The organism is Xylanibacter brevis P6B11 (assembly GCF_000621825.1).
GTDB lineage: Bacteria > Bacteroidota > Bacteroidia > Bacteroidales > Bacteroidaceae > Prevotella > Prevotella brevis.
On record NZ_JHXG01000008.1, the window covers coordinates 270,484 to 282,478 of the forward strand.

At 51.7% G+C, this 11,995-nt stretch carries 10 protein-coding genes; 5 read left to right on the top strand and 5 right to left on the bottom strand.

The window, feature by feature from the left end; genetic code table 11:
• The 3 genes from recJ to T496_RS0105390 form a co-directional block, all read right to left on the bottom strand.
• On the bottom strand, positions 1-1,725 hold the full coding sequence (recJ, locus tag T496_RS0105380) for a single-stranded-DNA-specific exonuclease RecJ (protein ID WP_027449837.1): 1,725 nt from the start codon (positions 1,723-1,725) through the stop codon (positions 1-3).
• A gap of 154 nt (positions 1,726-1,879) precedes the next feature.
• Complete coding sequence (locus tag T496_RS0105385) at positions 1,880-3,079, bottom strand: C1 family peptidase (RefSeq protein ID WP_027449838.1); 1,200 nt, start codon at positions 3,077-3,079, stop codon at positions 1,880-1,882.
• Positions 3,080-3,085: 6 nt separating this feature from the next.
• Positions 3,086-4,480, bottom strand: a complete 1,395-nt coding sequence (locus T496_RS0105390) for an aminopeptidase P family protein (protein ID WP_027449839.1) — start codon at positions 4,478-4,480, stop codon at positions 3,086-3,088.
• Between the two features lie 99 nt (positions 4,481-4,579).
• Between T496_RS0105390 and T496_RS0105395 the strand changes: the two genes are divergently transcribed.
• The 5 genes from T496_RS0105395 to T496_RS0105415 all read left to right on the top strand — a co-directional run bounded on the left by T496_RS0105395 (position 4,580) and on the right by T496_RS0105415 (position 11,033).
• Positions 4,580-5,428, top strand: a complete 849-nt coding sequence (locus tag T496_RS0105395; protein WP_027449840.1) for a patatin-like phospholipase family protein — start codon at positions 4,580-4,582, stop codon at positions 5,426-5,428.
• A 2-nt stretch (positions 5,429-5,430) separates the two neighbouring features.
• Entirely contained in the window at positions 5,431-7,023 is a 1,593-nt protein-coding gene (locus T496_RS0105400) for a PQQ-binding-like beta-propeller repeat protein (protein ID WP_052342089.1), read from the top strand.
• A gap of 7 nt (positions 7,024-7,030) precedes the next feature.
• Entirely contained in the window at positions 7,031-7,837 is an 807-nt protein-coding gene (locus tag T496_RS0105405) for a carboxylesterase family protein (protein WP_155808682.1), read from the top strand.
• Positions 7,838-7,883: 46 nt separating this feature from the next.
• Positions 7,884-8,930: a tryptophan--tRNA ligase gene (trpS, locus tag T496_RS13550; protein WP_044110670.1), complete on the top strand. Its 1,047-nt coding sequence runs from the start codon at positions 7,884-7,886 to the stop codon at positions 8,928-8,930.
• A 717-nt stretch (positions 8,931-9,647) separates the two neighbouring features.
• On the top strand, positions 9,648-11,033 hold the full coding sequence (locus T496_RS0105415; protein ID WP_052342090.1) for an ammonium transporter: 1,386 nt from the start codon (positions 9,648-9,650) through the stop codon (positions 11,031-11,033).
• A gap of 62 nt (positions 11,034-11,095) precedes the next feature.
• Here the strand turns inward: T496_RS0105415 and T496_RS14880 are convergent, their stop codons facing one another.
• Entirely contained in the window at positions 11,096-11,197 is a 102-nt protein-coding gene (locus tag T496_RS14880; RefSeq protein ID WP_155808395.1) for a smalltalk protein, read from the bottom strand.
• Positions 11,198-11,590: 393 nt separating this feature from the next.
• A partial coding sequence (locus T496_RS15110; RefSeq protein ID WP_197018933.1) for an HU family DNA-binding protein occupies positions 11,591-11,995 on the bottom strand: 405 nt, incomplete at its 5' end.

The window sequence follows — 11,995 nt, forward strand, 5'->3', positions numbered from 1 at the left end:
TCAATACTCTTCCGATGGTTTGATATCCTCAATCTGGAGTTGAACTTCGTTACGCTTATAGATGTTCTCCTCGATAGTATATGCAATGTCGAACGAACGTTTAGACTTGATATAGCGTGCAGCTGCGCTCTGTCCGAAGGCGATGCCGTTCATCACATTACTTGAACGCGAATCAACCAGTTCCAGTTTGATGTGCTCCTGCTGTTTGCCCACCACCTTCGATGTGCCATAGTCATAGACGTTGCGTGTGCAGAAGATGGGCTTGGGGTTCTCGGGGCCGTGAGGTGCAAACTTCTTTAGGTCGTTGTGCAGTTTCTTTGTGATGTCCTTGAAGTCTATCTCGGCTTCTACGTCGAGCATCGCCTCTGTCTGTTCTGGTAAGATATGCTGACTGACGTACTGCTGGAAACGCCTGCGAAATTCTGGGATATTCTCTACCTTCAGCGACAGGCCTACGGCATAAGTATGTCCTCCGAAGTTTTCCAGCAAGTCTCTGCAATCCTTGATGGCATCGTAAATGTCATAGCCGGCCACGCTGCGAGCAGATCCTGTAGCCATACCTTCGTTGCACGACAGCACCACCGTTGGACGGTAGTATATTTCAGTGAGGCGCGAGGCTACGATGCCTACTACGCCCTTTTTCCATCCCTCGTCGTAGAGTACGATGGCAGATTGGTGCTCCTGACTCTCCAGTCGTTCCACGATCTGGTTGGCCTCTTCGGTCATCTGTTTGTCAATATCCTTGCGCTGTTCGTTGTATTCGTTGATATGCGAAGCCTCTATCAGCGCCTTCTGGAAGTCGCGTTCCACCAGCAGGTCAACCGTCTCAGTACCATTCTGTACACGTCCGCTGGCATTGATGCGAGGGCCAATCTTGAAGATGATGTCACTCATGGTAATCTCGCGACCAGTCAATCCGCAAATCTCGATAATAGATTTTAGACCTACCGACGGATTCTGATTCAGTTGTTTCAGACCATGGAAAGCCAAAATGCGGTTCTCGCCTGTCACAGGAACGATGTCGGCAGCGATGCTCACTGCACAGAATTCCAGCAGTGGAACCAGCTGTGAGAAGGCAATGCCGTTGTTCTTGGCAAAAGCCTGCATGAACTTAAATCCCACGCCACACCCACAAAGATGCTTGAAGGGGTAGGTAGAGTTGGCACGCTTAGGGTTTAGGATAGCCACAGCACATGGCAGTTCATCATCGGGCACGTGGTGATCGCAGATGATAAAGTCGATGCCCAAACTCTTGGCATAGGCAATCTCGTCGATAGCTTTGATGCCGCAATCCAGTACGATAATCAACTTCACACCCGCCTGAGCGGCAAAGTCCAGCGCTTTGATACTGATGCCATAGCCCTCTTCATAGCGATCAGGGATGTAGTACTCAATATTTGAGTAGAACTGCTGCAAGAACTTATATACCAAAGCCACAGCTGTGCATCCGTCCACATCGTAGTCGCCATATACCATGATACGCTCTTTTCGACCCATGGCGTCGTTCAAACGATCCACGGCGATATCCATGTCGTTCATCAAGAACGGGTCAATGAGCTCGCTGAGCATAGGGCGGAAGAATCGTTTGGCTGCCGACTCTGTGCGAATACCACGCTTGATGAGTAGTTCGGCCAGAATGGGACTCATGTTTATTTTGTCTGCCAATTCTTTCGCCGCCAACTGCCGTTCAGGCGTAGGAGGTTCATAATTCCATTTAGAATTCATTATATCGTTTTTTTTTATCTTCGTTTCAGGTGCCATTGGTGCCTATTACGGCAAAATAGCATACAAAGGTAACGAATAAAAACGAAAAAGCGGCATATCCTGTATGAAATTTAACAGAATATGCCGCTTTTTATATAAATCAGCTTCTTACTGCTTAGATGCCAAGCTTTTTACGGATGTTCTTGGGAATAGCGTTCTTATTGATCAGGAAATCCATCGTGTTGGCAGCGATAAAGGTCTTGGTCATGTACCAAGTTCCTTTGTAGTCGCCTGTTTCGCCCCATGAGTTCTTGACCATATAGTACTCCTTGCCATTCTGATCCTTAGCCACGCCATAGATCAGCATGCCGTGGTCGTCGGTCAGCTCCCAGTTGTCGAAGCGCTCCTGGCGCAGCTCCTGAGTAGCAGTAATCTCGGGTACGTTGCATCCCAGCGAGTCGATGAGGTTGCGCTTCTTAGCAGCAGTCATCTTCAGCCAGCGAGCCATATCGCTACCTGCCAGACTCTCAGTCTTCTTGGTGTCGATGGCATAAGCCAAACCCTGACGTGTGAATCCATCCTCAGAAACGTCGCCGCCCCATGCGATGGTGTAGCCCTTCTCTATGGCATTGTCGATGACCTGCATCATCTCGTCCATTGGCAGGTTGTAGCTCAGGGGGAAACGCCAGTTGTCCTGTACCTCTACAGCAAAACCAGTGTAGAAGGGGTGGTGGGTGTAGCTGGTGATGGAAACGTAGTCATCCAGATTGATGCCCAGGCTCTCAGCGAAGCTCTTTGGCGTGTATTTCTTGCCCTCGTATGTGAAGCTCTCAGGGCACTGTCCCAGGTAAGCATCCAGAATGCCCTGCAAACCTACTTTCCACTGGCTTGATATCTTCTTGGCGTCGCTCTTAGCAATGGCAGCTACATAGGGCTCCATCAGTGAGAAGAACTCGTTGAAGTTGTTCAGTGAGTCACCATAGAGAGAACCAGGGAAAGGCATAGCGCCCTCTGGGCAGATACCAAACTTCTTCATGGTTGCCAGCACGTCTTCTGCAGAACCACCCTGAGAGAACTGGCAGTCGCCATGATAGCGAACCACCTGGATAGCACGATCCATATAGGTCTTGTTGGCCACGAAGCTCTCGCAGAGGTCGTAAGTCTTGCCAGTTGCCTTCAGAATCTCAGCCTCAAAGAATGAGATGGTAGAGTAGTCCCAACAAGTACCACTGCGGTTCTGGTCTTTCACGCTGGTGATGGGATTTTCTTTAATGGTGGTGAATACAGGCTTGTTGCACTTGGTAGAGTCTTTCTCTTCAGCCTGTACGCCCAAGGCCATTACGGCCAGGAGTGTGATTGATAGTAATTTTTTCATTTTCAATTAGTTATTATTCATAAATGATTCTAATTCTTTAGGGTGATAGGGGATGCGTTTTGAACCCAGGAATCGGCATCCGTCCTTGGTGATCAGGATGTCGTCTTCGATGCGAATACCGCCAAAATCCTTGTAGGTTTCCAGCTTGTCAAAGTTTAGGAACTCCTTGCAGTGGCCCTCGCTCTTCCACAGGTCGATGAGGTGGGGAATGAAGTATATACCTGGCTCATCGGTTACCACGAAGCCTTCCTCTAGTCGGCGACCCATGCGCAGGCAATTGGTGCCAAACTGTTCAAGATTGGGGCGTGTCTCCTCGTCGAAGCCTACGTAGATTTGTCCCAGTCCTTCCATATCGTGTACATCCATACCCATCATGTGTCCTAATCCGTGAGGCAGGAACATGGCGTGAGCACCAGCGCGTACTGCCTCTTCGGTGTCGCCCTTCATCAGTCCCAATTCCTTCAGTCGATCGGTCATCAGACGGCAAACAGCAAAGTGCACATCCTGATACTTCACACCAGGCTTGGCTACCTCGAGCACATAGTCGTGGCAGGCCTCTACGATGGAGTAGATTTCCAGCTGCTTCTGTGTGAACTTACCGCTTACGGGCATGGTGCGTGTGTTGTCTGAACAGTAGTCGTCCAGTTCGCATCCTGCGTCGCACAGCGCCAGACGTCCAGCTTCCAGTTGGGCACCACTGGGGCTTCCGTGCATAATCTCCCCATGCTGCGAGAAGATAGTAGCAAAGCTGACGCCCTGTGCTAAACTGCGAGCTATGCCGTCCACCTGTCCGCCAATGAAGCGCTCTGTGACGCCAGGCTTGATCAGCAGCTGGGCTGTGGTATGCATGGCATAGCCCACGTCGCAAGCCCGCTCGATGGCGTCAATCTCTTGTGGTTCCTTGGTAGAGCGCATCTTCACCACTGCTTTGATAAGTTTCAGTGAAGCTGCTTCCTTCTGTGCAGAAGGATGGATGCCCAGCAGGTCCATAATCTGAATCTTAGTGTCGTGGCGATAAGGTGGCAGGAAGTGCTTCTCTGCGGCTGCCCAGGTACCTTTCAGCCTGTTGGTCAGCTCTTTCATGGGTGCAGTCTTCTTTACACCCACCTCTGCAGCCAGATCAGCTACAGACGGCACGAATCCCATCCATACAATGTCCTCGATGTCAATGTCGTCGCCAAAGAGCCATTCCTCGTCATTGTCCACATCAATAACGCCCACCAGTCCATCGCGGTGCTGGCCGAAGTAGTAAATGAATGAAGAGTCTTGACGGAATGGCGCATAGCTGTTGGCGGGGTAGTTGGCGGGTGATTCGTTGTTACCGAAAAGTACGATAATACCATTGCCAACCAGTTGCTTTAATTCAGCTCTGCGACGTGTGTATGTGTCTTTATTAAACATATTAGTGAAAATTTCCTGCAAAGTTACTCATTATTTATTAATTTGTGGAGAAATCAATGTGAAAAAACGAAAAAATGTGTACCTTTGCATCGAAAACGCATGGAATGTTTAGGTAAAGACACGGGATTAGTGCTTGAAGGCGGCGGAATGCGTGGCGTCTTCACCAGTGGTGTGCTTGATGCGCTGATGAAGCACGACTACCATTTCCCCTATGTGGTGGCCGTCTCGGCTGGTGCCTGCAATGGGCTCAGCTATATGAGCAATCAGCCTCGTCGTGCACGCTATTCAAACATAGACATGCTCAAGAAGTATGACTACATTTCTCTGAAGTCTCTTATCGTTGATGGCAGCATTTTTGACCCCGACGTGCTTTATCAGCGTTTTCCCAACGAGATACTGCCTTTCGACTATGAGGCCTACCGTTGTAATCCAGCTATCTTTGAGGCGGTGACCACCAATTGTTTGACGGGGCGTGCCGAATATTTGAGTGAACCATATGATGCCACTCGTCTGACGGCAATTGTTAAAGCCAGCAGTTCGTTGCCCTTTGTTGCGCAAATTACGATGGTGGATGGCATTCCAATGCTTGATGGTGGCATTGTCGACTCAATTCCTGTGCTTCGTGCAGTGGAACAGGGACATCCGTTCAATGTGGTGGTGATGACCCGCAATCGCGGCTATCGTTCTACAGAGCGCGATATGGACATCCCCAAGATGATCTATCGCGACTATCCACGCCTGCGTGTGGCACTAAGTCATCGTGTGCGTGTGTACAACGAGCAGCTCGACATGGTGGAACGCATGGAAGACTGGGGTGAAATAGTAGTCATCCGTCCGCAGCGCCCTATGGATGTTGGACGTATGTGTCAGGATGTAGATAAGTTGGAGCGCCTCTATGAGGAAGGCTTCGCTGAAGGTGAGAAATTTGTAAGAAACTATCGGTTGTAGAAATGAAATATATGTCGCAGGCCTTGTTCCTGCTTCTTTTACTGACCACAGCTTGCACAGGTAAAGGGGTGCCAGCCGTATTAGGCGTTGGCGCTTCGGATAGTGATTCGGTGGCACATGTTCCCACACTTGAGGAGCTGACTCTGCCAGACACTATGTTTGCATCGGCTGCTGTGCTCGAATTTCAAGTAGAGACAGATGACTCGTTGACTCACTTCCTTTCAGATTATGATGATCGCTATGATCGCTCTGACAGGGTGATGACTTTCCGCAAGAACCTCCGTCGCGACGCCGACTTCGGCGGCACTGTGAAGGGTAATCCAGATACGATAGAGATAGCATGGACCTACAACACGCCTTATCGCAACGACTCTACCAAATTTGGTACATGGGGTGGGGGCACTGGTTGGACCGGCCAGCCTCTCTATGCCCGCTGGACAGAAGCCGAGATGAAGCAGTTCCGCCAGCAGTCAAAGGCACTCACTGCCGATTTTGGTGCCGAAGAGGTGATGGTGGGCTCGCTTTGTGGCAAGGCTTTCTTTCTTAATTTCCAATCTGGAAAACCCTCGCGCCAGCCGCTCGACCTGCATAATGTGGTGAAAGGCACCATGTCGCTCGACCCAGAGCTGATGAACCTCTATTCAGGTCAGGGCGTCAGCATTGGAGCTCCCTTGGGATGTCAGGCTTTCGACTTGCTGAAGCACGAACGCACGTTCTTTTTCAACGACCCACGTGCATGGCGTGGCTGGCAGGCTTTCGACTCGTCGCCCGTGGTGGCAGGCGGGTATCTCTTCTGGCCTGGCGAGAATGGATCGCTGTATAAGTTCGAGCGAACAGCCGGTGGTCACTTGCGCCGCCTCCAGACATTGCGCTATCGAGTGAATGGTAAGGCCCCAGGCATTGAGTCAAGCCTCTGCGTGTATCGCAACTATGGCTTTTTCAGTGATAATCAAGGCAACGTTGTCTGTGTGAACCTGAACACTATGAAGCCCGTGTGGCGCTATGATAACCACGATGACAGCGATGGCACCATCGTTTGTCGCGAGGAGAATGGCTCACCTTATATATATACCGCGTGCGAGGTGGACAAGCAGGGTGACCAGGGCATCTGCCATTTCGTCAAACTGCAGGCGCTCACAGGTCAGCTTGTGTGGGAAAAGCAGATAGCTTGTCAGCGTGTAAATCTGCCTGGAAAGACGCTTGATGGTGGTGTGTATTCAACGCCACTGTTGGGATCGGGCGACTGCCAGGATATGATCTTTGCCAACATCTGTCGCAACGGTGCCTCGGCCAGTCGTGGCGAACTGATGGCACTTTCTACGCGTGATGGCAGCCTAAAATACACCGTGCCCTATGGCAACTTCTGTTGGTCGTCGCCAGTGAAGCTGCTCAATGAGCAAGACCGCATGTTTATCTTCACGGGCGATGCCAGTGGCTATGCCTATCTCATCGAGGGAAAGAGCGGTCGTGTGATTGCCAAGAAGTTGATAGGTGCCAATTTCGAGTCGTCGCCCATCGTGGTGGGCAATGCGGTGGTGGTGGGCTGTAGGGGCACCATGATTAATAAGTTTATTATCAAACAGAAAGGAGAATAAGCCTATGATGAAGCGATGTGTGTTAGTATGCCTGTTGGCACTGAGTGTGCTGTGTAACTATGCGCAGTACGACCTGGTATCGGCCAAGAAGAACGTGATTCCAGGTGGTTATAACTTCTGGTTGTACACCCCTGAGGACTACTACTACTCTCAGGAATCCACACCGCTCCTTGTCTTCCTTCATGGTGCCAGCCTTTGTGGGCGCAATATGGATCGCGTGCTTCGCTATGGCACCATCGATGCTATCAAGCGCGGACTCGACGTGCCCGCTCTTGTGGTGGCACCCCAGAATCCGGGTGGTGCGTGGAGCCCTCGCAAGCTGAACGACATCCTAGAGTGGCTCGATGCAAACGACTACACCTACGACCACCAGCGGGTCTATGTGATAGGCATGAGCCTTGGAGGCTACGGCACCATGGACTTTGTGGGCACCTATCCCGATAAGATTGCAGCCGGCATGGCCCTCTGTGGTGGTTGCTCGCTGAAGGACCAGACAAAACTGGGCGAGGTGCCTCTGTGGATTATCCACGGCACAGGTGACCGCGCTGTGTCTGTAAAGGAGTCGCAGAAGGTTGTTGACGGGCTAAAGCGCAATCGACTGACGCAGCGCCTGCGCTACGACTGGATTCGTGGTGCATCGCATGGCGCCCTGTCGCGTTACTTCTATTCGCAGAAAACCTACGAGTGGCTCTTCTCACATCGTCTGAATGATGTGGGGCGCCCTGTGGAGCGCAGTATCGACATCACGCAAGGTGACCTGCAGGAGGCCTACCGCAAGATGCAGAAGCGCGTGGATCAGTTGGAGTTTGAATAGTTAGCTATTGTAAAGAAAGAGAAAATACAAAACTTAAATATTTAATATGGGAAAAGTAATTTTAACGGGCGACCGCCCCACAGGAAAACTACATTTGGGCCACTTCGTTGGCTCGCTTCGCCGCCGCGTAGAACTGCAGAACGCTGGCGACTACGACCGCATGTTTGTGTTTATGGCCGATGTGCAGGCCTTGACGGATAATGCCGATAATCCAGAGAAGATTCGCAACAGCGTCACACAGGTGGCTCTCGACTATCTCTCTGCTGGGCTCGACCCCAACAAGTGTACACTCTTCATCCAGAGTCAGATACCAGAGTTGGCCGAACTTACCACCTATCTCATGAACCTCATCACTGTGAGCCGTGTGCAGCGCAACCCCACGGTGAAAACTGAGATTAAGATGCGTGGCTTTGGCGGCGAGAGCATCCCTCTGGGATTCTTCTGCTATCCCGTGTCACAGGCAGCCGACATCACCCTCTTCAAGGCTACTACTGTGCCTGCTGGCGAAGACCAGGAGCCCATGCTCGAGGTGACGCGTGAGCTGGTGAACCGCTTCAACAATACCTATGGCCCTGTGCTCGTAGAGCCCAACATCATGTTGCCCGAGAATCTCACTGCCCGTCGTCTGCCTGGTACCGATGGCAAGGAGAAGATGTCTAAGTCGCTGGGCAACTGCATCTACCTCTCAGACTCTGCCGACGAGGTATGGCAGAAGGTGCGCTCTATGTACACCGACCCCACGCACCTTAACGTCAGTGACCCTGGTCATGTAGAGGGCAACGCCGTATTCACTTATCTTGATGCCTTCTCTACCGATGACGATTTCAAGAACTTCTGGCCAGAGTATCAGAACCTCGACGAGTTGAAGGAGCACTACACTCGTGGTGGATTGGGCGATATGAAGTGCAAGAAGTTCCTCAACGAGGTGCTCAATCAGTATCTGGAGCCTATGCGTCAGCGCCGTGCCGAACTGGAGAAAGACATTCCTGAGATCTACAACATCCTGCGCAAGGGATGTGAAGCAGCCCGCGAGGTGGGCGCTCAGACGATGAGCGAGGTGCGTCGTGCCATGCAGATCGACTATTTCGGATAAAATAACCCCCCTCCTAAACAACAAGCAGCGCACCTATTCAGGGTGCGCTGTTTTGTTGTTTAAAGTGAGAAGTGAGAGGTGAGAGGTGAGAAGTGGTGCACCTATGTGAGAAGTGGTGCACCTGTAGCGCAAACCAACCCCCTCCAAATCTCCCCGAGGGGAGACTTGACCCCCTCTAAATATCCCCAAGGGGGAGACTTTCTTATTTTTGATCCCCTCCCTCGGAAGGGATGGGGTGGGGTTTGGATTGTTGTTAAGGGGATGTTGTGTTGTGTTGTTTCCAACCTCCCTCCCCTTGGGAGGGTCGGGGAGGGGTCGCTTTTTTCTCCCCTCCCATGTAGGGGAGGGGTCGGGGGTGGGGTCAGTGTTGTTCTAACTGCCAATGGAGATACAGACCCCACCCCCAGCCCCTCCCCTTGAAGGGAGGGGAGTGCCTACGTAGTCAACCAACCCCCTCCCCTTGGGAGGGTCGGGGAGGGGTCGCTTTTTTTCTCCCCTTCTTGCGTCCCTTCGGTAGCAAGCGAGCAGAGCTCGAGCGGAAGGGGAGGGGATTTGGGAGCTGTCGCTTTCAATTTGTTAGTATTCTTGTGTGTTTTATATCAAAGTGTAAATAATCGTCATTTTGTAGCTGAAAAAAGCCGTCTGCAGGGACGTTAATCTGTCGTTTTGCCATAATTTTGCAATCCAAATGTAGGAATTGTAAAAATAATAAGAACAATGAAAATTAAAAAACGCTGGATTATTCTGATGTCAGCTATGACGCTGATTGCCTTTGCAGGATTGTTTGTTGGTGAACCCACTTTTGAGTGTGACTGGTCGGTTATCTCTGCAGCGGATGTAGCCTGGCTGATTACGGCCACCATCTTTGTACTGATGATGACCCCAGGTCTCTCCTTTTTCTATGGTGGTATGGTAGGTGCTAAGAATGTCATCTCCACCATGCTGCAGTCATTTATCGCTATGGGCCTTATCTCCGTGCTATGGGTCGTAGTAGGTTTCTCGCTCTGCTTTGGCGACGACATAGGTGGCGTGATAGGCAATCCTCAGACCTTCTTCATGTTCCAACACGTTGGTGCCGATGTGTATACCACTCCCACGGGCTATGTGTTGGGTGGCGCTACCATTCCTCTAGCACTCTTTGCCCTGTTTCAGATGAAATTTGCCATCATCACCCCTTCGCTGATCACCGGCTCGTTTGCCGAGCGCGTGCGCTTCTCGGCCTATATGTTCTTTATGATGTTCTTCTTCTTTGTCATCTACTGTCCGCTGGCTCACATGACGTGGCATCCCGAAGGCCTTTTCATGAAGTGGGGCGTCATTGACTTTGCCGGTGGTATCGTGGTGCACGCTTCTTCGGGCGTGGCAGCGCTGGCAGGTGCCATCTATCTTGGACGCCGTAAGGCTGAGACGCGCAAGAGTGAACCCGCCAACATACCCTTCGTGCTGCTGGGTGCCGCCATGCTGTGGCTCGGATGGTTTGGCTTCAATGCCGGTTCGTCGCTCCATGCCGATGGTGTGGCTATCAAGGCCTTCCTCAACACCAACACCGCCTCTGCAACGGCTATGATGACCTGGATCTTCTTCGACTGTCTGCGTGGTCGCAAGCCCTCGGCTATGGGTGCCGCTGTAGGTTGCGTCGTGGGCTTGGTAGCCATCACCCCCTCAGCCGGTTATGTCACCGTGGGTCAGAGCATCTTTATCGCCTTTGTCATCACGATGATCTGTAACATCGCCGTTTATTGGCGTTCGCACACCAGCATCGATGATGCCCTCGATGTATTTCCCACCCACGGAACAGGTGGTATCTTCGGCACCGTGCTCACAGGCATCTTCATTCAGGAGGGCCTTATCGCCGGCACGTGGGAGGGCTTTGTAGTCTTCCTCTATCATCTGCTGGCCATTGTCATTGTCTTTGCCTACACCTTCGCTATGAGTTGGCTCGGCTATCGTCTGATAGACCTTATGATTCCCATGCGTGTCTCTGCCTACAGCGAGAAGGTGGGCCTCGACTTCTCTCAGCATGACGAGCACTACGGTCTTGCCCACATCGGTGAGCGCGAACTGGCTGAGTACGAGGAGCATATTAGGGGAAAGATGAAGTAACTCGGATAAAACAACCTATCTAATAAAAAAGTTCCCCTCCCGAAAAAGGAGGGGATTTTTGTTTAATTCATACAACTAGCCACGCCGAGGCTGGTGGCAATCGCCGTAAGGATGGCGATGATGGTCTGCACGATAAACTTCCAAGTTTCAATTTTGTTTTTCATGGTACTAAATTATTAAAACCCCCTCTAAATCTCCCCAAGGGGGAGACTTTCTTATTTCTGACTCCCTCCCTCGGGAGGGATGGGGAGGGGTTTGGATTGTTGGGAAGGGGGATGTTGTGTTGTGTAGTTTTCCTCCCTCCCCTTGGGAGGGATGGGGAGGGGTCGCTTTTTTCCTCCCCTCCCATGTAGGGGAGGGGTCGGGGGTGGGGTCAGTGTTGTTCTAACTGCCAATGGAGTTACAGACCACACCCCCAGCCCCTCCCCTTCTTGCGTCCCTTCGGTAGCAAGCGAGCAGAGCTCGAGCGGAAGGGAGGGGTTTTGGATTGTTGGCAAGGGTCTGTTGTGTTGTGTTGTTTCCAACCTCCCTCCCCTTGGGAGGGTCGGGGAGGGGTTTTAGTCCTCATTCTCCCCCTGACTCGCGGTCTCAATTCCCGCCAACTCCTTCACGTTTAGGAGCGAGGCACGCTTCTTCAGTGACTTCGACGTCAGGTCGTTCAAGTCCATGCGACTGGGCTGGAAACGCAGGTATATTCCGCGCATGTTGGACGCCAGGTTGAACTCCTCCTCAGAGTCGGCACCCGTGGTGCGCGTAGAAAGATAGAACGTACCCAGGTCGCCAAACTGCACCTTCTTACCCTCCATCAGCTGCTCCAGGATACAGGACTGCAACTTGTTGGCAACGCCCAGGCAGACATCGGTGCCATACACCGAGTTGTGTTCCGCCATGTGCTTGCACAGCTCAGGGTAGGTCATGGTCTTCAGCGATACGATGCGGGCATAGACCTTGCCGAACATCTT

Bases quoted from the DNA above. Each gene is read 5' to 3' on its own strand.
- recJ (WP_027449837.1), bottom strand. From the start codon at position 1,725: ATGAATTCTAAATGGAATTATGAACCTCCTACGCCTGAACGGCAGTTG.
- T496_RS0105385 (WP_027449838.1), bottom strand. From the start codon at position 3,079: ATGAAAAAATTACTATCAATCACACTCCTGGCCGTAATGGCCTTGGGC.
- T496_RS0105390 (WP_027449839.1), bottom strand. From the start codon at position 4,480: ATGTTTAATAAAGACACATACACACGTCGCAGAGCTGAATTAAAGCAA.
- T496_RS0105395 (WP_027449840.1), top strand. From the start codon at position 4,580: ATGGAATGTTTAGGTAAAGACACGGGATTAGTGCTTGAAGGCGGCGGA.
- T496_RS0105400 (WP_052342089.1), top strand. From the start codon at position 5,431: ATGAAATATATGTCGCAGGCCTTGTTCCTGCTTCTTTTACTGACCACA.
- T496_RS0105405 (WP_155808682.1), top strand. From the start codon at position 7,031: ATGAAGCGATGTGTGTTAGTATGCCTGTTGGCACTGAGTGTGCTGTGT.
- trpS (WP_044110670.1), top strand. From the start codon at position 7,884: ATGGGAAAAGTAATTTTAACGGGCGACCGCCCCACAGGAAAACTACAT.
- T496_RS0105415 (WP_052342090.1), top strand. From the start codon at position 9,648: ATGAAAATTAAAAAACGCTGGATTATTCTGATGTCAGCTATGACGCTG.
- T496_RS14880 (WP_155808395.1), bottom strand. From the start codon at position 11,197: ATGAAAAACAAAATTGAAACTTGGAAGTTTATCGTGCAGACCATCATC.